Source organism: Pseudomonas sp. Z003-0.4C(8344-21) (genome assembly GCF_900104975.1).
In the GTDB taxonomy this organism is placed as follows: Bacteria; Pseudomonadota; Gammaproteobacteria; order Pseudomonadales; family Pseudomonadaceae; genus Aquipseudomonas; species Aquipseudomonas granadensis.
Genome location: NZ_LT629756.1, coordinates 1,096,519 through 1,116,319 on the forward strand (window position 1 = coordinate 1,096,519; position 19,801 = coordinate 1,116,319).

The 19,801-nt window shown below is 61.3% G+C and carries 20 protein-coding genes; 7 read left to right on the plus strand and 13 right to left on the minus strand.

Annotation, left to right across the window (positions count from 1 at the left end; all coding sequences use genetic code 11):
* The first annotated feature begins 62 nt into the window (after positions 1-62).
* The 4 genes from BLU24_RS05110 (at position 63) to BLU24_RS05125 (ending at position 3,280) form a co-directional block, all read left to right on the plus strand.
* Positions 63-338, plus strand: coding sequence for a DUF493 domain-containing protein (locus BLU24_RS05110; RefSeq protein WP_093098020.1), 276 nt, complete (start codon positions 63-65; stop codon positions 336-338).
* Positions 338-985, plus strand: a complete 648-nt coding sequence (gene lipB, locus BLU24_RS05115) for a lipoyl(octanoyl) transferase LipB (protein WP_090286605.1) — start codon at positions 338-340, stop codon at positions 983-985. Before BLU24_RS05110 ends, lipB begins: the two co-directional genes overlap by 1 nt.
* 25 nt (positions 986-1,010) lie before the next feature.
* Positions 1,011-2,009, plus strand: a complete 999-nt coding sequence (gene lipA / locus BLU24_RS05120; RefSeq protein ID WP_172833313.1) for a lipoyl synthase — start codon at positions 1,011-1,013, stop codon at positions 2,007-2,009.
* A gap of 320 nt (positions 2,010-2,329) precedes the next feature.
* Positions 2,330-3,280 (plus strand): S66 peptidase family protein, encoded by a 951-nt coding sequence (locus tag BLU24_RS05125; protein ID WP_093098026.1) that lies wholly within the window; start codon positions 2,330-2,332, stop codon positions 3,278-3,280.
* 124 nt (positions 3,281-3,404) lie between these two features.
* Here the strand turns inward: BLU24_RS05125 and BLU24_RS05130 are convergent, their stop codons facing one another.
* From BLU24_RS05130 to leuS, 5 genes are all read right to left on the minus strand, one after another.
* Entirely contained in the window at positions 3,405-4,727 is a 1,323-nt protein-coding gene (locus tag BLU24_RS05130; protein ID WP_093098029.1) for a lytic murein transglycosylase, read from the minus strand.
* Positions 4,728-4,788: 61 nt separating this feature from the next.
* Positions 4,789-4,953 carry an alternative ribosome rescue factor ArfA gene (arfA, locus tag BLU24_RS05135; RefSeq protein WP_090286599.1) on the minus strand — a complete coding sequence of 55 codons (165 nt, stop codon included), beginning with the start codon at positions 4,951-4,953 and terminating at the stop codon, positions 4,789-4,791.
* A gap of 199 nt (positions 4,954-5,152) precedes the next feature.
* A complete protein-coding gene (gene holA / locus BLU24_RS05140) occupies positions 5,153-6,190 on the minus strand; it encodes a DNA polymerase III subunit delta (RefSeq protein ID WP_090286597.1) in 1,038 nt (345 codons plus the stop codon).
* 39 nt (positions 6,191-6,229) lie between these two features.
* Positions 6,230-6,835, minus strand: coding sequence for an LPS-assembly lipoprotein LptE (locus BLU24_RS05145; protein WP_090286595.1), 606 nt, complete (start codon positions 6,833-6,835; stop codon positions 6,230-6,232).
* 87 nt (positions 6,836-6,922) lie between these two features.
* The gene (gene leuS, locus BLU24_RS05150) at positions 6,923-9,529 is read right to left on the minus strand and encodes a leucine--tRNA ligase (RefSeq protein ID WP_093098031.1); all 2,607 of its coding nucleotides are present in this window, start codon (positions 9,527-9,529) and stop codon (positions 6,923-6,925) included.
* Positions 9,530-9,784: 255 nt separating this feature from the next.
* Between leuS and BLU24_RS05155 the strand changes: the two genes are divergently transcribed.
* A complete protein-coding gene (locus BLU24_RS05155; protein ID WP_093098034.1) occupies positions 9,785-10,108 on the plus strand; it encodes a hypothetical protein in 324 nt (107 codons plus the stop codon).
* A gap of 104 nt (positions 10,109-10,212) precedes the next feature.
* Positions 10,213-10,992 (plus strand): YdcF family protein, encoded by a 780-nt coding sequence (locus BLU24_RS05160; RefSeq protein WP_093098037.1) that lies wholly within the window; start codon positions 10,213-10,215, stop codon positions 10,990-10,992.
* Positions 10,993-11,081: 89 nt separating this feature from the next.
* On the opposite strand, the gene lnt is transcribed toward BLU24_RS05160, so the two are convergent.
* The 5 genes from lnt to miaB all read right to left on the minus strand — a co-directional run bounded on the left by lnt (position 11,082) and on the right by miaB (position 16,495).
* Positions 11,082-12,605, minus strand: a complete 1,524-nt coding sequence (lnt, locus tag BLU24_RS05165; RefSeq protein WP_093098040.1) for an apolipoprotein N-acyltransferase — start codon at positions 12,603-12,605, stop codon at positions 11,082-11,084.
* Positions 12,606-12,620: 15 nt separating this feature from the next.
* Complete coding sequence (locus BLU24_RS05170) at positions 12,621-13,460, minus strand: HlyC/CorC family transporter (RefSeq protein WP_007909641.1); 840 nt, start codon at positions 13,458-13,460, stop codon at positions 12,621-12,623.
* A gap of 5 nt (positions 13,461-13,465) precedes the next feature.
* Positions 13,466-13,960 carry an rRNA maturation RNase YbeY gene (ybeY, locus tag BLU24_RS05175; RefSeq protein WP_093098043.1) on the minus strand — a complete coding sequence of 165 codons (495 nt, stop codon included), beginning with the start codon at positions 13,958-13,960 and terminating at the stop codon, positions 13,466-13,468.
* Positions 13,953-14,951: a PhoH family protein gene (locus BLU24_RS05180; protein WP_093098046.1), complete on the minus strand. Its 999-nt coding sequence runs from the start codon at positions 14,949-14,951 to the stop codon at positions 13,953-13,955. Before BLU24_RS05180 ends, ybeY begins: the two co-directional genes overlap by 8 nt.
* A gap of 215 nt (positions 14,952-15,166) precedes the next feature.
* On the minus strand, positions 15,167-16,495 hold the full coding sequence (gene miaB, locus BLU24_RS05185) for a tRNA (N6-isopentenyl adenosine(37)-C2)-methylthiotransferase MiaB (RefSeq protein WP_090286583.1): 1,329 nt from the start codon (positions 16,493-16,495) through the stop codon (positions 15,167-15,169).
* Between the two features lie 132 nt (positions 16,496-16,627).
* On the opposite strand from miaB, the gene BLU24_RS05190 reads away from it, so the two are divergent.
* A complete protein-coding gene (locus tag BLU24_RS05190; RefSeq protein WP_003185742.1) occupies positions 16,628-16,957 on the plus strand; it encodes a DUF1820 family protein in 330 nt (109 codons plus the stop codon).
* 123 nt (positions 16,958-17,080) lie between these two features.
* Here the strand turns inward: BLU24_RS05190 and BLU24_RS05195 are convergent, their stop codons facing one another.
* The 3 genes from BLU24_RS05195 to thiE form a co-directional block, all read right to left on the minus strand.
* Positions 17,081-17,635 carry a tetratricopeptide repeat protein gene (locus BLU24_RS05195; RefSeq protein ID WP_093098052.1) on the minus strand — a complete coding sequence of 185 codons (555 nt, stop codon included), beginning with the start codon at positions 17,633-17,635 and terminating at the stop codon, positions 17,081-17,083.
* Positions 17,636-17,860: 225 nt separating this feature from the next.
* Complete coding sequence (hemL, locus tag BLU24_RS05200; RefSeq protein WP_090286579.1) at positions 17,861-19,144, minus strand: glutamate-1-semialdehyde 2,1-aminomutase; 1,284 nt, start codon at positions 19,142-19,144, stop codon at positions 17,861-17,863.
* Positions 19,145-19,161: 17 nt separating this feature from the next.
* Entirely contained in the window at positions 19,162-19,785 is a 624-nt protein-coding gene (thiE, locus tag BLU24_RS05205; RefSeq protein WP_093098054.1) for a thiamine phosphate synthase, read from the minus strand.
* Positions 19,786-19,801 lie beyond the last annotated feature (16 nt).

Below are 19,801 nucleotides of genomic sequence, written 5' to 3' on the forward strand. Positions count from 1 at the left end.
GCCCCGATCCGGAGCGGGGCCATGTGCGTTACCACGGCTTGTGCTATAGAGGCCGTTACGCCATGACCGATACCGAAGTAAAGGCGCCAAAGATCGAATTCCCTGTTACGGATTATCCCGTCAAGGTGATCAGCGATACGGGCGTCGGTCGCAAAGACCAGATCATTGAGATCGTCAAGAAACACGCGACCATCAACGATGAGCGCATCGACGAGCGTCAAAGCAGCACTGGCAAGTACACCACCATTCAGCTGCACATTGTCGCCACCGATCAGGATCAGCTGTACAACATCAACAGCGAATTGCGGGCGACCGGCTTCGTGCACATGGTGTTGTGATGCCCGGCACGCTGGGCTTTCGCGAACTTGGCCGGATGGCTTACGAGCCGGTCTGGCATGCCATGCAGCGCTTCACCAACGAACGCGGCAGCGCTGCCGCCGACGAAATCTGGCTCGTCGAGCACCCGCCGGTGTTCACGCAGGGCCAGGCCGGCAAGGCCGAGCACTTGCTGCTGCCGGGAGATATCCCGGTGGTGCAGGTCGATCGCGGCGGGCAAGTGACTTATCATGGTCCCGGCCAACTGGTGGCCTACCTGCTGCTGGACGTACGCAAGCTGGGTTTCGGCGTACGTGATCTGGTCACGCGCATGGAACAGTGCCTGATCGAACTGCTGGCCAGCTACGGGGTGACCGCAGCGGCCAAGCCGGATGCTCCCGGCGTTTACGTCGAGGGAGCGAAAATCGCGTCTCTGGGTTTGCGCATTCGCCACGGTTGTTCCTTTCATGGCCTGGCCCTGAATGTGGATATGGACCTGGAACCGTTTCGACGGATTAATCCCTGCGGCTACGCCGGGCTGGCGATGACCCAGCTGAGCGATCACGCAGGATCGATTGAATTTGCCGAGGTAAGTGCCCGGCTGCGTGCGCAGCTCGTCAAACACCTCGACTATGCTGAGCAGACGACCCTCACGGGCGGAATCGACTGATATGACTACTGATGCAGTGCAAACCATGATCCCGACGCTCGACGTGACCGAGCGCCCGGCCCCGCGTCCCAAGGTCGAAGCCGGCGTCAAGCTGCGCGGCGCCGAGAAGGTTGCACGCATCCCGGTGAAGATCATTCCGACCACCGAACTGCCGAAGAAGCCCGACTGGATTCGTGTGCGCATCCCGGTATCGCCGGAAGTCGACCGGATCAAGAGCCTGCTGCGCAAGCACAAGCTGCACAGCGTCTGCGAAGAAGCCTCCTGCCCGAACCTCGGTGAGTGCTTCTCCGGCGGCACCGCCACGTTCATGATCATGGGCGACATCTGCACCCGTCGCTGCCCGTTCTGCGACGTCGGCCACGGTCGTCCGAAGCCACTGGATGTCAACGAGCCGGAAAGCCTGGCCATCGCCATCGCCGATCTCAAGCTCAAGTACGTGGTGATCACCTCGGTTGACCGCGACGACCTGCGTGACGGCGGTGCCCAGCACTTCGCCGACTGCATCCGCGAAATCCGCAAGCTGTCGCCGAACGTGCAACTCGAGACCTTGGTCCCGGACTACCGTGGCCGCATGGATATCGCCCTGGAAATCACCGCTGCCGAGCCGCCGGACGTATTCAACCACAACCTGGAAACCGTACCGCGTCTGTACAAGGCGGCGCGTCCGGGTTCGGATTACCAGTGGTCACTGACCCTGCTGCAGCGCTTCAAGCAGATGATGCCGCACATTCCGACCAAATCCGGTCTGATGCTGGGTCTTGGCGAAACCGACGAAGAAGTCATCGAAGTCATGAAGCGCATGCGCGAACACGACATCGACATGCTGACCCTCGGCCAGTACCTGCAACCGTCGCGCAGCCACTTGCCGGTGCAGCGTTTCGTGCACCCGGACACCTTCGCCTGGTTCGCCGAAGAGGGTTACAGGATGGGCTTCAAAAACGTCGCCTCGGGCCCGCTGGTACGCTCTTCGTACCATGCCGATGAGCAAGCGAAGCTGGTCAAGGCTGAACTGCTGGGTTCCTGACCCGCATCCAATGAAAAATGCCCGCCGAGGTTTAGCCCGGCGGGCATTTTTTTGCCTGAGATCCGTCCTTGCGTCAGGCTTGAAGTCAGTGTTGGCCGCACCCCTCACCCCAGCCCTCTCCCCGAGGAGAGGGAGCCGATTTCCTTGCCCTTCAAAACTTCATTCAACTCGGTCATTCATTTCAATGTGATGTAACGAACACCTCGGTCAGTTACCTCTCCTTCCGGGAGAGGGGTAGGCGGGCGGCGTTCCGATGAGGGGCTTTTGTTTGTGTCTCAAGCTGACTACTGTGTGCATGATTTACTCAGGGAGCCCCAAGGATGACCATTCGACCAACTCACACGCTCTGCCCGCACCGAGCCGTGCCCGCGCTGCCGGCAGAAGGACTCATCGGCGTCATCGCGCCTGCCGGCCCAGGCACGCTGGACACCGAAAAGGCGCTGCAATGGATGCGCGCCCGTGGCTATGGGCTGAAGGTGTTTCCCGGTGTTTACGAGAAGGACGGTTATCTGGCCGGCAGCGATGACGTGCGCCTGCGCGACCTGCACGCGGCATTCGCTGACCCCGAAGTCGATGCGATCATTTGCCTGCGCGGCGGTTACGGCACGCCGCGATTGCTCGACCGGATCGACTACGACTTGCTCAGCCGCCACGCCAAGCCCTTCGTCGGCTACAGCGACATCACCGCGTTGCACCTGGCGATCAGTCGCTATGCCGGTTTCGTGACCTTTCACGGGCCGTTGCTCAACGCCGATCTGCTGGGGGACAAGGAGCCGCCGACCGTCACTTCATTCTTCGCCATGTTGCGCGGGCAGTCGAAGGCGGGAAGTGTGCTCAGCCACCCGGTGGCTTATCCGTTGACCACCGTCGAGCCGGGCATCGCGCATGGGCGTCTGCTGGGCGGCAATCTGGCGATGATCGCCGCAACGCTGGGTACGCCTTATGAAATCGATGTCGAAGGGGTGATCCTGCTGATCGAAGACATTAACGAGCCGTTGTATCGCATCGACCGCTTGCTGACGCAGATGCGTCTGGCAGGCAAGTTGGCGAAATTGCGAGGGGTGTTGGTGGGCGATGTCGCGGGGGTCGATGTTCAGGCCCTGAACCGCTTGCTCAAGCAGACCTTCGAGCCGCTGCGGATTCCGGTGCTGTCAGGCTGGCGCAGCGGGCATTGCGACCCGAACCTGACGCTGCCGATGGGCGCGCTGGTGCGCCTGGATGCTGGGAAGCAGGAGCTGATGCTGGAGCAGGATGTGGTGATCAAGGTTTAGAAATCGGTCGCCTGACAGTAAGTCTTCGCGAGCAGGCTCGCACACATTTGGTCAGTGGCGCTCACATAACCAGTGTGGGAGCGAGCTTGCTCGCGAAGGCGACATCAGCCATACAACCTACCCACTACTGGGCGCGCAGGCTTTCCAGCAATTTGTGCGTCGGATAACCATCCGCCGGCCAGCCCAGTGACTGCTGCGCGCTGCGAATCGCCTTGCGTGTGTTGGCGCCGATGATCCCGTCCGCCGTGCCAGCGTCGAAGTTGCGCGCGCTCAACAAGGTCTGCAATTCCATCCGCTCGGTGCGGCTCAGGGGCAGGTCGTCTTTCGGCCAGGTTCCGTTGATCAAGCCGCCACCGTTGAACCGCTCGGACAGCAGGCTCACCGCCAACGCATACGACGACGAGTTGTTGTACTTGAGGATCGCCCGAAAGTTGTCGAGGATCAGGAACGCCGGGCCGCGATAACCGGCCGGCAGCAGCAAGGCAGCGGACAGTTGCTCAGAGCCGACCGGCACTTGCGCACCGTTCGGCAGGTTCACGCCCAACTGACGCCATTCGGCGACGCTTTTGCGAATCGCACCGTCAGCCAGGGTGTAATCGAAGGCGCTCGGTAATTGCACTTCGAAGCCCCACGGTTGGCCACGCTGCCAGCCCGAACTCTGCAAATAATGCGCAGTCGAGGCCAGCGCATCGGCGGGGCTGCCCCAGATGTCGCGACGGCCATCGCCGTCAAAATCCACGGCGTGGGTGTTGTAGGTGGTCGGAATGAATTGGGTCTGGCCCATGGCGCCGGCCCAGGAGCCCAGCATTTTCTCCGGAGTGATATCGCCCTGTTGCAGGATCTGTAGCGCGGCAATCAGTTGCGCGTGGGCAAAGCCCGGGCGGCGTCCTTCGTAGGCAAGGGTAGCCAGCGAGTTGATCACCGACTTGCTGCCCTGGAACTGGCCGAAGTTGCTTTCCATGCCCCACACCGACACCAGCGCCTGGCGATCAACGCCATAGCGTTGTTCGATGTCGCGCAGGGTGTCGGCGTATTGATTGACCAGCGTCTGGCCTTTGCGCACGCGCAGCGGTGACAGTGCGCCGTCGAGGTATTCCCATACCGGACGGGAAAACTCCGGTTGACTGCGATCAGCGCGAATCACGCTGGCGTCGAAACTGACATCGGCAAACGCACGATCAAACAGCTCGGGGCGAATCCCGGCGGCCAGGGCATCCTTGCGGAAACCCGCCTGCCATTCGGCAAAGGTCTGGGTGGGTTGCAGATCGAGAGGGTCGGCGGACGGCACTACCGGCGGGATGATCGCTGGGGCCGTGGCGACAGGTGCGGCTTGCAGGGGTTGCGCATCAGCGGCGGTGGGTTTTTCCGCACAGGCGACAAGCAGAATGAAGCTGGAGGCAGCGATCAATTGGCGAACAGGCCAACGATTGGAAAGACTGAAGGGCATGCACGGTTCCAGGGAATACGAATCAGGTGCAGACCTTAACATGACCGAGGGGTGCTGCGCTTCAGGCAGCCAGAAAGTAAGAAGCCTCCCAGCTGTCAGACTGGAAGGCTTCGCGGCGGTAGCTGCCTTTGCCCTTGGAAGGTCGTTCCTGACGACTGCGGAACAAGGGCTGGGCGACGATGGATTTGGCCTTGTTGGGGCCATGCTTTGCTGGCTTTTTGCTCATGAGGATCTCTCGGTGAGGTGGGTTTTGCGGGGGAAATAATCTGCCGATGTTGTGTGTCTGTCCAGTACCGGCTGTAGGCAAACGTGAAAGCGCTTTCGCGAGCAGGCTCGCTCCCAAAGTGGACCGGGTTCCACTGAGAGAATGGGGTCAAATGTGGGAGCGAGCCTGCTCGCGAATGGGGGCTATGCGGTTGAAGGCCTTACTCGGCAGGCAATGACAGCCGCTGCCCCGCCATCAACAACGCCAGACGACTCAGGCTCATCCACGGCGAACCCGCAGCCTGGCCCTTGATCTGCGCATCGATACGCTGGGCTTCGAGCAGCAATTGCGCCCAGCGTTGCGCCGAGTAGCGTTGCAGGGCTTTGCTGACCAGCGGCTTGCGCTTGTCCCACACCGGCGGTTTCGACTGGCTGAAGCACTTGTCCAGCGGCGTGCCCTGGCTGTATTGCAAGGCAATGTTGGCCAGCAGCCGCAGCTCACGGGCCAGGGCCCAGAGAATCACCGGCGGTTCGACCCCTTCGCCACGCAAGCCTTCAAGCATGCGCAGCGCGTGGGCCGGCTCACCGTTGAGCACGGCGTCGGTCAGGCCGAATACGTCGAAGCGGGCACTGTCCGCCACGGCGGCCTGCACGGTTTCGACGGTGATCTGACCGCCCTCGGCCATCAGCTTGAGCTTTTCGATTTCCTGCGCGGCGGCGAGCAGGTTGCCCTCGACGCGCGCGGCGATCAGTTCGACAGCGTCCTGACTGGCCGACAAGCCGGCCTGGGACAGACGCTGGCGAATCCAGCTCGGCAACTGATTGGCGTCCACCGGCCAGATCTGGATGAACTGGGTCTGCTGGCCTTCAACCAGGGCCTTGCCCCATTTGGTCTTCTGCGCACTGCCGTCAAGCTTGGGCAGGCTGATCAGCAGCACGGTGTCTTCAGCCGGGCGTGAGCAATATTCGATGAGCGCAGCAGCGCCCTTGTCACCGGGCTTGCCCGAAGGCAGGCGCAGTTCCAGCAGGCGCTTTTCGGCAAACAGCGACATGCTCGCGCCGGCCAGCAGCAACGTGCCCCAATCGAAATTGGCGTCGGCGGCGAACACCTGGCGTTCGTCGAAACCTTGCTGGCGCGCAGCACTGCGAATGGCGTCGGCGGCTTCCTGGCACAGCAGCGGGTCATCGCCGCTGATGATATAGACAGGCGCGAGTGCGCCTTGCAGGTGTTTGCCGAGTTGAGCGGGAGCGAGCTTCATAAGAAAAGTCGATCGGGGCGCCTGAGCGCCCCGAACAGCTTACTGCTGCGGTATTTCGAGCGGCGACTGACGCGGGGTTTCCGCTTCAGCCTTTTGTGCCGCTTCCAGCGCATCGGCTTCGGCCTTGGCGCGGTCGTTGGCGGCTTGCTGCAGTTGCTGCAACTGGCCCGGCGTCAATTGCTGCAGACGCAGCATCATGCGTTGCACCAGCTCGCGGCGGGTTTCGCGACGGGCGTCGTTGGCTTCCTGATCGGAACCGACGAGGTTGTTGCCGTCGTGAATGAACACCTTTTGTACTTCCAGCTTGTCGCTCAGCAATTGCAGGTTCTTATCGCCACGGATTTCGTAGCTCAGGATCGTGCTGACCTGATATTCACCGGTCCGGCCTGCGCCGGCATAGCTGAGAATGCGCTGGCTCTCCTGCTCGTCAGCCAGGAACAGCTTGTACGGCGCACCGCTGTAAACCTTGACGCCGCTCGACTCGAGCAACTGACGCAGTTGCGTCACGGTTTCGCCGTAGCTGTTGCGGGCGCTCAGATCGAGTTCCTTGATCGACAGTTCGTTGGTGCCGGTACCGCGCAGCTGGAAGCCACAGGCGCTCAACAGAACGGCGAGGCCCATCACCAGCAGATTGCGTTTGATCATTGTGTTGCTCCCCTTGAAACCAGGTGGGCCGACCTTGCGGCCCGAAAGGTTTTATCCGGCGTCAGGCGGACCTGACGCTCGATCCAATTAGCTGGCGACGATATTGACCAGTTTGCCCGGCACCACGATCACTTTGCGAATCGTCAGGCCATCGACGAAGCGCAGCACGTTTTCGTTGGCACGCGCGGCCGCTTCGACTTCTTCGCGGGTCGCGCTGGCCGGCATATCAATCTGCCCGCGCAGTTTGCCGTTGACCTGAATCACCAGGGTCAGGCTGTCCTGCACCAGCGCGGATTCATCCACTGCCGGCCAGCCCGCGTCGATCACCGCACCCGCGTGACCGAGCTGATTCCACAGCTCGTGGCTGATGTGCGGAGTGATCGGCGCCAGCAGCAACGTGACGGCTTCGAGGCCTTCGTGGATCAGCGCGCGATCCTGTTCGGTGGCTTGTGCGGCTTTTTCCAGCACGTTCATCAGTGTCATCACCTGAGCGATGGCGGTGTTGAATTTGTGGTTCTGGCCGACATCATGGCTGGCCTGCTTGATCGCGAGGTGAATCGCGCGGCGCACGGCTTTCTGCTCGTCGTTCAGGCTGGCGATGTCCAGTTTGCCCGGCAGGCCCTGAGTGACATGAGCCTGCGCCAGACGCCAGACGCGCTTGAGGAAGCGGTGCGAGCCTTCCACGCCGGAGTCGGACCATTCCGCGCTCATGTCAGGCGGCGAGGCGAACATCATGAACAGGCGGCAGGTGTCGGCGCCGAACTGGTCGATCATCGATTGTGGGTCAACGCCGTTGTTCTTCGACTTGGCCATTTTCTCGGTGCCACCGATTTCCACCGGCAGGCCGTCGGATTTCAGTTTGGCGCTGATGACCTTGGCTTTGCTGTCGCGCTCCAGTTCCACGTCCGCCGGGTTGAACCAGGTGTAGGCACCGTTGGCTTCGCGACGGTAGTAGGTTTCGGCGATCACCATGCCCTGGGTCAGCAGGTTCTTGAACGGCTCGTTGGAGCTCACCAGCCCTTCGTCACGCATCAGCTTGTGAAAGAAGCGCGCATAGAGCAGGTGCAGAATCGCGTGTTCGATGCCGCCGATGTACTGATCGACCGGCAGCCAGTGATCGGCCGCGGATTTTTCCACCAGCCCACCGGTGAAGTGTGGTGAGGCGTAACGGGCGTAGTACCACGACGACTCGACGAAGGTGTCCATGGTGTCGGTTTCACGTTTGGCAGGCTGGCCGCATTTCGGGCAGTTGCACTCATAAAACTCGGGCATGCGCGCCAAAGGCGAACCGGCGCCGTCCGGCACCACGTCTTCGGGCAGGACTACCGGCAGTTGATCTTCCGGCACCGGCACGTCACCGCAGGTATCGCAGTGGATGATCGGGATCGGGCAGCCCCAGTAGCGCTGGCGGCTGATGCCCCAGTCGCGCAGGCGGAACTGGGTGCGCGAGGCGCCCAGTTGTTTCTTGATCAGGGCGACTTCCATGGCGTCGAACGCGCCGGCGAAATCGAGGCCGTCGAATTCACCGGAGTTGATCAGCGTACCGTGCTCGCCGTAGGCGTCTTGCCACGGGGCCGGGTTGCTTTCGCCGGAACTGGTGCGCACCACCGATTTCACCGGCAGGTTGTACTTGTGGGCAAATTCGAAATCGCGCTCGTCGTGTGCCGGTACGGCCATGACTGCGCCGTCGCCGTAGTGCATCAGCACATAGTTGGCGACCCACACCGGCAGTTTTTCGCCGGTCAGCGGGTGCTCGACGAACAGGCCGGTCGGCAGGCCTTTTTTCTCCTGCGTGGCAACGTCGGCTTCGGCGACGCTGCCGCCCTTGCACTCAGCGATGAACGCTTGCAGCTCAGGGTTGTTTTTTGCCGCCAGAGTGGCCAGCGGATGCTCGGCCGCCACGGCGACATAGGTCGCGCCCATCAGGGTGTCCGGACGGGTGGTGAAGACTTTCAGGGTGCCGGCTTCGCCGATCGAATCGACGTTGTACGGAAACTGCACTTCCATCCCGCGCGACTTGCCGATCCAGTTGCGCTGCATGGTCTTGACCTGTTCCGGCCAGCCATCCAGTTCATCGAGGCTTTCGAGCAGCTCATCGGCGTAGGCGGTGATCTTGAAGTAGTACATCGGGATTTCGCGCTTTTCGATCAGCGCGCCGGAACGCCAGCCGCGACCGTCGATCACCTGCTCGTTGGCGAGAACGGTCTGGTCGATCGGGTCCCAGTTGACGGTGCCGTTCTTGCGGTAGATCACGCCTTTTTCGAACAGGCGCGTGAACAGCCATTGTTCCCAGCGGTAGTAGTCAGGCTTGCAGGTGGTGACTTCGCGCGACCAGTCGACCGCCAGACCCAGGCTGCGCAGCTGGGTTTTCATGTAGGCGATGTTTTCGTAGGTCCATTTGGCCGGTGCGACGTTGTTCTTCATCGCGGCGTTTTCTGCCGGCATGCCGAACGCGTCCCAGCCCATCGGTTGCAGGACGTTCTTGCCGAGCATGCGCTGGTAGCGGGAAATCACGTCACCGATGGTGTAGTTGCGCACGTGCCCCATGTGTAGCTTGCCGCTGGGGTAAGGGAACATCGACAGGCAGTAGTAGGTTTCCTTGCCTGGCTGTTCACTGACTTCAAAGGACTTTTGCTCGTCCCAGAACGACTGGGCGGCGGCTTCGATCTCACGGGGTTGATATTGTTCGTGCATGGCTACTTTTTGTACTGGATAGGGGTGGCCTAATCCTCTTCGACGGCGACAGGCGGGGTGGCCCGGATGCGCTGGAAGTGGAATGACAGGAAGCGCCGTAGCATACATGACCGCGCTTGGCCTAGGGAAACCCTGATTCAGCAGTTTGGCCCGCCCGATTCGGAGCGAGGGCCGTTTGTCGCGGCGTGCCGCCGGTTTGTGCATCGAAGCTAAGCTCTAAGTGGGGAGTGAGTCTTATCTTCAATGAGGTGAGGGATGGTGGAGCAACGGCAGAAAAACGTGACGAAACCCGAGTTGTACGAAAGGTTGATCGATCGTCTGGGCATGGCCCTGGACGCTGTAAAAACCGCTGACCGGCTGCGCGATGAGCGCCCCCTGGAACTGGAATTGCGTGGCTTGAGTCCCGCCGAGTTCAAACTGGTCAAGGCTTATCTGGACCGCAGCGAGCGGGAAATGCAGGGGTGCCTGTCACAGGCAGTCAAGCAGCTCGATGCAGCACATTCGGCCAAGATCATCTGGCTCAAGGACCGGGCACCCGGCAAAGACACCGTCAAGGTTCGCTCGTCGCGGGCCAGGTAAACGCATGGCAGGTCAGGAAACGGATCTTTTTCAACGGGATCCGGCCTATTGGTTGTAACGCATCAGCAACACTCTTAGGCTTCGGGCATCTGTGGAGATGCCCGATGCCCTTTCGTTATCTGATCAAACAATTACTGTTGCCGCCCGGCATTCTCTTGCTGCTGTTGTTGGCCGCGTGGTGGCTGCGCCGTTCGCGGCCGCGCCTCGCTGGCCTTTGTTTCGCGCTCGGCCTGGGCGGCCTGTGGCTGATGAGCCTGCCGGTGGTCGTGCAGTGGGGCGCCAAGGCGCTGGAGCGCGAGCCGCCGCTGGCCCGCGAGGCGTGGACGACGCTGGCGCAGCGGGCCGATGCGATTGTCGTACTCGGTTCCGGTCGCGAGCGGGGCGATCTGGCGTGGGGTGAAGACCAGCCGACCGGTATCGGGCTCGAGCGCCAGCGCTACGCGGCACGTCTGGCCAAAGCCTCCGGGTTGCCGATCCTGACCAGCGGCGGCTTGCACTACGGTACGCCGCCGACCGAGGCGAAGTTGATGGCGGATTCGCTGCGCGATGATTTTGGCGTGGCAGTGCGCTGGCAGGAAGGCGAAAGCCGTACCACGTGGGAAAACGCCAAACTCAGCGCTGACATTCTGTTGCCGCAGGGGATCAATCGCGTGGTTGTGGTCACTCAGGCCTGGCACATGCCGCGGGCGGTGTGGAGCTTCAAACAAGCGGGATTCGAGGTGGTACCGGCGCCGGTCGGGTTTCTGGGTACAGATAACGCCCGGCCGTTTGGCGGCTGGCTGCCGGAGTTCAAATCAATCTGGCAGAGCGGGCAGTTGCTGAACGAGGCGGTGGGGCAGGTGGGGTATTCGTTGTTTTACCGAGGTGAGGCCAGCCCTGATTGACTGGCTGTTGCTGACATCCTCTTCGCGAGCAGGCTCGCTCCCACCTTGAAATGCATTCCAATGTGGAAGCGAGCCTGCTCGCGAAGCTTTCAAAGGGTTTTCGACATCCGGTTAGCCATCAATGCCCAGCCGAACAACAGCAGGCACAGCGCAATCAACGGCCATGAACGCCATTGCAGATACGGCGTCAGGTTGTGCATCGGCACCACGTCACCGTACAGCACGCCCTGTTCGAACTGCGGGATCTGCGCGGTGATCTGGCCGAACGGGTTGATCAGCCCCGTCACGCCATTGTTGGTGGCGCGAATCATCCAGCGCCCCGCCTCCAGTGCGCGCATCTGCGCCATCTGCAGATGTTGCAGCGGACCGATGGAGGTGCCGAACCAGGTATCGTTGCTGATCGTCAGCAGCAGATCGCTGCGCGCCGACAGCCCGGCCGCAAACTCCGGGTACACCACTTCGTAACAAATGAACGGGGCGATCTGGTAACCCTTGGCTTGCAACAGTGCCTGATCGGAAGGGCCGCGGGCGAAGTCGGACATCGGCAGGTCAAAGAATGCGATCAGCCCGCGCAGGATGTCCTGCAACGGTACGTATTCGCCGAACGGCACCAGTTTCTGCTTCAGGTAAGTGCCATCGCCTTCGCCGACTACGGTGATGCCGTTGAAGAAACGTCTTTCCTTGTGCACGGTCTGGCGGATCGGCACGCCGGTAATCAGCGCCGATTTACGCTCGGCGGCGAAGTTACCCATCATGCTCAGGTATCCCTCGGCGGATTCCTTGAGCACCGGCACAGCGGTTTCCGGCCAGATCAGCAGGTCGACCGGTTTCGAGCGAAAGCTCAAGTCCCGGTACAGCGCCAGTTGCGCGTTGAGTTCAGCCGGGTCCCATTTCATGCTTTGCGCGACGTTGCCCTGAATCGCCGCGACGCTCAGTGGCGCGCCCGACGGACTGGTCCAGGCATGACCCTTGAGCGCAATGCCGGCCACCCAAGGCCCGATCAGCAGCAACAATCCAGCGGCGACAAAAGCTTTGCGACGAGTCTGCAGCAAGCGCCGTGCGTTGTAGATCAGCGCGGCGGTCAGTGCCAGAACGAACGACACCAGCCACATGCCGCCGACCGGTGCGAGCCCGGCCAACGGGCCGTCGAGCTGGCTGTAACCGGAGTACAACCACGGGAAACCGGTGAGGAACCAGCCACGAAACGCTTCCTGCCCGACCCAAAGCGCAGCAAACGCCAGGGCATCGGCCAATGGCGCCTCATTGCGGCGCAGCCAGCGCGCCCACAACCAGGCAGGCAGGGCGAAGAACCAGGCGATCGCTGCGGTGAACAGCAGCATCAGGAATCCGGCGAGCAGCACTGAAGCGCCGCCAAAATGGTGAATGCTGTAATAGATCCAGCTGGTGCCGGCGCCGAACAGGCCGAAACCGAAGCACCAGCCACGACCCAGCGCCTGACGCGGACTTAGCTCGCGCAAACCGGCATAAAACAAGCCGACCGCCAGCAAAGCCAGCGGCCAGATGTTGAACGGCGCAAGCGCGAGGGTGGTGATTGCACCGGCCGCCACGGCCAGCAGGTTACCGGGCCAGCCGGGGCGGGTAGTCCAGCGCATTTCTTTCCTTAATGGTTACCGAGCGATTGGCGTCAGACGCAGCAAATGAATCCGACGGCTGTCGGCGTTCAGGATGCGGAAACGATAGGCGCCGATTTCAGTGATTTCGTTGCGTTTTGGCAAGTGGCCGAACGCGCTCATCACCAGACCGCCGACCGTGTCGAATTCGTCATCGGAGAACTCGCTGTCGAAGAACTCGTTGAAGTTCTCGATCGGCGTCAGCGCCTTGATCAGGAAGTCACCGCTGGGCAGCGGCTTGATGTAGCTGTCTTCTTCGACGTCGTGTTCGTCTTCGATATCGCCGACGATCTGTTCCAGCACGTCTTCGATCGTCACCAGACCGGCCACGCCGCCGTATTCGTCGATGACGATGGCCATGTGGTTGTGGTTGGCACGGAATTCACGCAGCAACACGTTCAGACGCTTGGACTCCGGCACGAAGGTGGCCGGGCGCAGCAGGTCCTTGATGTTGAAGCTGTCGCCGTTCTCCTTGAGGATCAGCGGCAGCAGATCCTTGGCCAGCAGCACGCCCATCACGTCGTCATGGCTTTCGCCGATGACCGGATAGCGCGAGTGGGCCGAGTCGACCACGGCAGGGAGAAATTCGCGGGGTGTCTGGGTTGCCTTGATGCTGATCATCTGCGAGCGCGGGACCATGATGTCGCGTACTTGCAGGTCAGCCACCTGAATGGCGCCTTCGACGATGGCCAGCGCTTCGCTGTCCAGCAGTTTGTTCTGATGTGCATCACGCAGCAGCTCGAGTAGCTCCTGACGGTTCTTCGGCTCGTGGGCAAAAGCCTGGGTGAGCTTACCCAGCCATGACTTCTGCCCGTTGCTCGATCGATCTTCGCTCATAGCGATTACTCTGAATCCTTTGTTGTAACAGTAGGGGATGGTTCGGTTTCGTCGTCCGCGTACGGATCGGGAAAGCCGAGTTCAGCAAGCAACTCGCGTTCCAGTGCTTCCATTTCTTCGGCTTCGTCATCTTCCATATGGTCGTAACCGAGCAGATGCAAGCAGCCGTGAATGACCAGATGTGCCCAGTGGGCGTTAAGTTCCTTGCCCTGTTCGGCAGCTTCGCGCTCGACCACGGCGACGCAGATCACCAGATCGCCGAGCAGCGGGATATCCAGCAGCTCGTCCGGGACATCCGCAGGGAACGACAGGACGTTGGTTGCGTAGTCCTTGTGCCGCCAGGTGTGGTTGAGCTCGCGACCTTCGCCCTCGTCGACCAGACGAATGGTCATTTCCGAGTCGGCGGTGCGCTGGCGCAGGGCCAATTCGCACCATTGGCGGAACTGGGCTTCACTCGGCGCCGACGCTTCGGTAGCGATTTGCAGATCGAGCTCAAGCATCGCGCGCGGCTTCCTTGGGTGCATCGGCGCGGCTTTCGAAGCGCTCGTAGGCTTCGACGATCCGCTGCACCAGAGGATGGCGCACCACGTCCTTGGGCTGGAAGTGCGTGAAGCTTATGCCCGGCACATCTTTGAGCACTTCGATCACATGATGCAGGCCGGACTTGGTGCCACGCGGCAGATCGACCTGGGTGATGTCCCCGGTGATGACCGCGGTGGAACCGAAGCCGATCCGCGTCAGGAACATCTTCATCTGTTCGACGGTGGTGTTCTGGCTTTCGTCGAGAATGATGAAGCTGTTGTTCAGCGTGCGACCGCGCATGTAAGCCAGCGGTGCCACTTCGATCACCTGACGTTCGATCAGCTTGGCCACGTATTCGAAACCGAGCATTTCGTACAGCGCGTCATAGAGCGGGCGCAGGTACGGGTCGATCTTCTGCGACAGGTCGCCGGGCAGGAAGCCGAGTTTTTCACCCGCTTCAACCGCCGGACGCACCAGCAGGATGCGGCGGATCTGCTCGCGTTCCAGCGCATCGACGGCGCAGGCCACGGCCAGATAGGTCTTGCCGGTACCGGCCGGGCCGATGCCGAAGTTGATGTCGTTGCCGAGGATTTCCTTCACGTAGCGCTGCTGATTCAAGCCGCGTGGGCGAATCATGCCTTTTTTCGTGCGCAACGCGACGGATGGTTCGGCGGGCGCGTGGTTGTCCAGTTGCTCGACAGCCGATTCCTGCAGGAACAGGTGAACCATGTCCGGCGACAGCTCGGTCGCCTTGGTTTCCCGGTACAGACGGCGCAGCAGGTTTTCCGCAGACGTGGTGAGCTTGGGGTCGCCGATCAGTTCGAATTGATTGCCGCGGTTGCGGATCTCGATGGCCAGGCGCTGTTCGATCAAGCGCAGATGCTCGTCGAATTGCCCGCACAGATTGGCGAAGCGGCGAGCCTCAAAGGGCTCGAGAATGAAACGATGTGGTTCGATGGGTGCGTTCAAGGTCGTATTTAGCCGCCCTGGGGCAATTGAGGTGAAATCAAGGATAACGCCAGAGGCGTGGGGGCGAAAGCTCTTAAATATCTCAGCTTCAATCAACATCCCTGTGGGAGCTGGCTTGCCAGCGATGGCGGTTCAGCAGGCGAATTGACTTTCCGACTGATGGCCCCATCGCTGGCAAGCCAGCTCCCACAGGTTCTCCAATGCCGCTGATCTTGTTACTGGATTAGTGAGCCGCGCAACGAGTGCGGTTGCGCCGCGTCGATGTGCACGTCGGCGAACTGGCCGATCAAGGTTGGATTGTCGCAGCGGAAGTTGACGATACGGTTATTTTCGGTGCGCCCCTGCAGTTCGCCGGGGTCTTTCTTCGAATAATCGGTCACCAAAATGCGCTGGATCGAACCGACCATTTGTCGGCTGATTTCGAACCCTTGCTGGTTCAGGCGATGTTGCAGCGCATTCAGACGTTCTTTTTTCAGCTCTTCCGGAGTGTCGTCAGCCAAGTCTGCGGCCGGGGTCCCGGGGCGCTGGCTGTAAACGAACGAGTAGGAAAAGTCGAAGCCGACATCGGCGATCAGCTTCATGGTCTGCTCGAAATCTTTCTCGGTCTCGCCGGGAAAACCCACGATAAAGTCCGAGCTGATGCAGATTCCCGGCACCGCCGCGCGCAGTTTGCGCAGTTTGGATTTGTATTCCAGCGCGGTGTGGTTGCGCTTCATTGCCGCGAGAATCCGGTCGGAACCCGACTGCACCGGCAAATGCAGGTGCTTGACCAGCTCCGGCACCTCGGCGTGGGCCTGGATCAGGCTGTCGGAAAACTCCAGCGGGTGCGACGTGGTATAGCGAATGCGGTCGATGCCATCGACGGCCGCGACCACGCGGATCAGCTCGGCCAGATCGGCCATGCGCCCGTCATGGGTAGCGCCGCGGTAGCCGTTGACGTTCTGGCCCAGCAGGGTCACTTCACGCACGCCGTGTTCGGCCAGGTGAATGATCTCGGCGATCACGTCGTCGAATGGCCGGCTGACTTCTTCGCCACGGGTGTAAGGCACCACGCAGAACGTGCAGTACTTGCTGCAACCTTCCATTACCGAGACATAAGCGCTCGGGCCGTCGATGCGCGGCTCGGGCAAGTGGTCGAATTTTTCAATTTCCGGGAATGACACGTCGACCTGCGGCAGCTTGCTGCTGCGCGCGGCGTCGATCATTTCCGGCAGGCGGTGCAGGGTCTGCGGGCCGAAAACCACGTCGACATACGGTGCGCGGTCACGGATCGCCGCGCCTTCCTGGCTGGCGACGCAACCGCCGACCGCAATGACCATGTCGGGGTTGGCCAGCTTCAGTTCGCGCCAGCGCCCGAGCTGCGAGTACACCCGATCCTGGGCGCGCTCGCGGATCGAGCAGGTGTTGAGCAGAATCACGTCGGCGTCTTCCGCGCGAGCGGTGACTTCCAGGGCCTGATGTTCGCCCAGCAGATCGACCATGCGCGAGCTGTCGTACTCGTTCATCTGGCAACCGTGGGTTTCGATGTAAAGCTTCTTGGCCATGGATTAGTGTCGTCACGTGATTCGAAGAACCGCGCATTATAGGGAACAAGCCGTCAGGTTCCTACCGCTGTGCGTCCGGTGGCTATGCTATAGTTCGCGCCCCCATTTTTACCCCGATGTTATCCGCCCGCCATGACCAAACGCGAAGCTCCAATCTACAAGGTGATTTTCCTCAACCAGGGCCAGGTGTTCGAAATGTACGCCAAGCAGATCTATCAAAGTGATCTGTGGGGTTTTCTGGAAGTGGAAGAGTTCGTCTTTGGCGAGCGCACGCAAGTGGTCGTCGACCCGAGCGAAGAAAAGCTCAAGGCGCAATTCGAAGGCGTGGTGCGCAGCTTTGTGCCGATGCATTCGATCGTGCGCATCGACGAGGTTGAGCGTCTGGGTACACCGAAAATCAGCGAAGCCCGCGGCGCGGTCGGCAATGTCATGCCGTTCCCGATGCCGATGCCTGAGAAGTAACCCTCACGACCGCGTCGCGCCCTTTGCGAGCAAGCTCGCTGCCACAGCTGATCTTCGATGTGCAGGAGATCCCCTGCAGGAGTGAGCCTGCTCGCGATGGGGCCAGAAAGATCGACGCGGAACTTAAGGAAGCGGTGAAAACGGCGTACGCCCATCGGCGCTCTGCAATTCCATCAGGTATTTGCGGAAGATCTGCCCGAGCACCTGGGTCGCGGTTTCAAGGTCTTCGCGGGACATGTTCTCCGAGACTTCATCGGCCGTGTCCAGCGCTTCTTCGGCACCGTTGACCGCCGCCATCTTCAGCACGATGTACGCCTGGATATTGTTGGCCTGCACGCCTTCGCCGTGGAAGAACATGGTGCCGAGCTTGAACTGTGCCTGAGCGTGGCCTTGCAGCGAGGCCTTCTCGAAATAGCTCAGGGCTTGATTGAGGTCGCGCGGCGCGTTCTTGCCGTCGTAGTAGAACTCACCCAACTCGTATTGTGCTTGCGCATCCCCTTCGTCCGCCGCTTTCTGGCAGGCGGCCAGTGCCTGCGTGACGTCTTGCGGCTGAGTATTGAGGGTGCAACGACCCATCGCCGGGATCAACAACGAGTTGCCGCCTGCTTGTGCATGCGCGAGCAGGGGCTGAAGGAGCAACAGGCAGCCCAATGCAAGGGTGCGGCCGGTGCGGTTCATGGGAATCGACTTACCTCTGAAGGGCGCGCGGACCCGTCGGGGGATCCAATAAGCGCGCATTATGAAATAAGCAGGGCCAACCTTACAAAGTCTTTACTCGTTTTTCTGCTGCGTGGGGGATATATCGCCCACTTTCTACAAGATTTTTAGCAGCGGCGTGGGAAAAACGGCAGGGGTGTAGGTGAAAGCTGACGCTGGCGATAGCCAACGTCAGCGGTACGGCGGTTATTTCAGTGCGGCGAAGGCACGCTCGGCGGCGTCCAGCGTCAGTTGCAACTCGGCTTCGCCGTGGGCGATCGAAGTGAAACCGGCTTCGAAGGCGCTCGGAGCGAGGTACACGCCACCTTCGAGCATCAGGTGGAAGAAGCGCCCGAACAGTGCAGCGTCGCTGGCCATCACGTCGTCAAAGGTGACGATGTCGTCGGCGCCGCTGAAATACAGGCCGAACATGCCACCGGCCTGTGTCGTCACGAACGGAATGCCCGCGGCATCGGCGCGTTGTTGCAGACCGTCGAGCAGGCGCGTGGTGTAGTCGGTCAGTTCGGCATGGAAACCCGGACGGCTGATCAGACGCAGGGTGGTCAGGCCAGCGGCCATCGCCAGCGGGTTACCCGACAGCGTACCGGCCTGGTACACCGGGCCCAGCGGCGCGATGCGTTCCATGATTGCGCGCTTGCCGCCGAAGCAGCCGACCGGCATGCCGCCGCCGATGATCTTGCCGAAGGTGGTCAGGTCCGGGGTGACGCCGTAGTACGCCTGCGCACCGCCGAGGGCGACGCGGAAACCGGTCATCACTTCGTCGAAAATCAGCACCACGCCGTGCTTGTCGCACAGCGAACGCAGACCTTCAAGGAAACCCGGAGCCGGTGGCACGCAGTTCATGTTGCCGGCGACCGGCTCGACGATGATGCAGGCGACGTCTTCACCGACTTCGGCAAGCATCTGCTCAACCGCTTCGATGTCGTTGAACGGCAGGGTCAGGGTGTGTTTGGCGAACGCCGCCGGCACACCGGCCGAACTCGGTACGCCTTGGGTCAGCGCGCCGGAACCGGCCTTGACCAGCAGGCTGTCGGAGTGGCCGTGGTAGCAACCTTCGAACTTGATGATGCTGTCGCGACCGGTGTAACCACGGGCCAGACGGATCGCGCTCATGGTCGCTTCGGTACCGGAGCTGACCATGCGCACCATGTCCATCGACGGCACCAGCGAGCAGACCAGATCGGCCATCTCGGTTTCCATCGCGGTCGGCGCGCCGTAGGACAAACCGTGTTGCAGCTGATTGCGCACAGCATCAAGTACGTCCGGATGGCTGTGGCCGAGAATCATCGGGCCCCACGAACCGACGTAATCGACATAACGCTTGTCATCTTCGTCGGTGACGTAAGCGCCTTCAGCGTGTTTGAAGAACAGCGGCGTACCGCCGACGCTTTTGAACGCGCGAACCGGCGAGTTGACGCCACCGGGAATGTGTTTCTGGGCATTGGCAAACAGGGTTTCGGAACGAGACATGATCGGGCTCTCAATCTTCAGGCTTTGAACAATTCATTGAACGCGCGGGCGCGGCGGTTCACTTCGGCGGTGTTTTCAGCACCGAACAGGCCGTGGACCACCGCCAGCAGATCGACCCCATGGGCCACCAGTGGCGCGGCGTTGTCGAGGGTGATGCCGCCAATCGCGCAGACCGGCAGATGCAGTGTGCGTTTGGCTTCGTCGAGCAGGTCGAGGCTGCAACTCGGCGCGCCGGGTTTGGTGCTGGAGTTGAAGAAACGGCCGAAGGCGACGTAGCTTGCGCCTTCTTTGGCGGCTTGCCCGGCGAGGGCAAGCTGGTCGTGACAGGTCGAACCGATGATCGCTTTCGAACCGAGCAGGGCGCGGATCGGCGACAGCGGGCCGTCGGTCTGGCCCAGATGCACGCCGACATTGAGGCGCGCGGCCAGCTCGGCGTCGTCGTTGATGATCAGCTGCGTCTTGTAGCGCTCGCACAAATCGCGCAGCGCTTCGGCCTCGCGCAAGCGGCGGGCTTCGTCGCTGCTTTTGTCGCGGTATTGCAGCAGGGTGACGCCGCCTTCCAGCGCCGCCTCCACGTAAGACAGAAACTTGCCGGCCAGCAGTGTGCTGTCGGTAATGGCATACAGGCCACGTAGTTTCATCGGGCAGACCTCACGA

What these genes read in the sequence shown, in the direction of transcription:
- BLU24_RS05110 (WP_093098020.1), top strand. Translation starts at nt 63, where the DNA reads ATGACCGATACCGAAGTAAAGGCGCCAAAGATCGAATTCCCTGTTACG.
- lipB (WP_090286605.1), top strand. Translation starts at nt 338, where the DNA reads ATGCCCGGCACGCTGGGCTTTCGCGAACTTGGCCGGATGGCTTACGAG.
- lipA (WP_172833313.1), top strand. Translation starts at nt 1,011, where the DNA reads ATGATCCCGACGCTCGACGTGACCGAGCGCCCGGCCCCGCGTCCCAAG.
- BLU24_RS05125 (WP_093098026.1), top strand. Translation starts at nt 2,330, where the DNA reads ATGACCATTCGACCAACTCACACGCTCTGCCCGCACCGAGCCGTGCCC.
- BLU24_RS05130 (WP_093098029.1), bottom strand. Translation starts at nt 4,727, where the DNA reads ATGCCCTTCAGTCTTTCCAATCGTTGGCCTGTTCGCCAATTGATCGCT.
- arfA (WP_090286599.1), bottom strand. Translation starts at nt 4,953, where the DNA reads ATGAGCAAAAAGCCAGCAAAGCATGGCCCCAACAAGGCCAAATCCATC.
- holA (WP_090286597.1), bottom strand. Translation starts at nt 6,190, where the DNA reads ATGAAGCTCGCTCCCGCTCAACTCGGCAAACACCTGCAAGGCGCACTC.
- BLU24_RS05145 (WP_090286595.1), bottom strand. Translation starts at nt 6,835, where the DNA reads ATGATCAAACGCAATCTGCTGGTGATGGGCCTCGCCGTTCTGTTGAGC.
- leuS (WP_093098031.1), bottom strand. Translation starts at nt 9,529, where the DNA reads ATGCACGAACAATATCAACCCCGTGAGATCGAAGCCGCCGCCCAGTCG.
- BLU24_RS05155 (WP_093098034.1), top strand. Translation starts at nt 9,785, where the DNA reads ATGGTGGAGCAACGGCAGAAAAACGTGACGAAACCCGAGTTGTACGAA.
- BLU24_RS05160 (WP_093098037.1), top strand. Translation starts at nt 10,213, where the DNA reads ATGCCCTTTCGTTATCTGATCAAACAATTACTGTTGCCGCCCGGCATT.
- lnt (WP_093098040.1), bottom strand. Translation starts at nt 12,605, where the DNA reads ATGCGCTGGACTACCCGCCCCGGCTGGCCCGGTAACCTGCTGGCCGTG.
- BLU24_RS05170 (WP_007909641.1), bottom strand. Translation starts at nt 13,460, where the DNA reads ATGAGCGAAGATCGATCGAGCAACGGGCAGAAGTCATGGCTGGGTAAG.
- ybeY (WP_093098043.1), bottom strand. Translation starts at nt 13,960, where the DNA reads ATGCTTGAGCTCGATCTGCAAATCGCTACCGAAGCGTCGGCGCCGAGT.
- miaB (WP_090286583.1), bottom strand. Translation starts at nt 16,495, where the DNA reads ATGGCCAAGAAGCTTTACATCGAAACCCACGGTTGCCAGATGAACGAG.
- BLU24_RS05190 (WP_003185742.1), top strand. Translation starts at nt 16,628, where the DNA reads ATGACCAAACGCGAAGCTCCAATCTACAAGGTGATTTTCCTCAACCAG.
- BLU24_RS05195 (WP_093098052.1), bottom strand. Translation starts at nt 17,635, where the DNA reads ATGAACCGCACCGGCCGCACCCTTGCATTGGGCTGCCTGTTGCTCCTT.
- hemL (WP_090286579.1), bottom strand. Translation starts at nt 19,144, where the DNA reads ATGTCTCGTTCCGAAACCCTGTTTGCCAATGCCCAGAAACACATTCCC.
- thiE (WP_093098054.1), bottom strand. Translation starts at nt 19,785, where the DNA reads ATGAAACTACGTGGCCTGTATGCCATTACCGACAGCACACTGCTGGCC.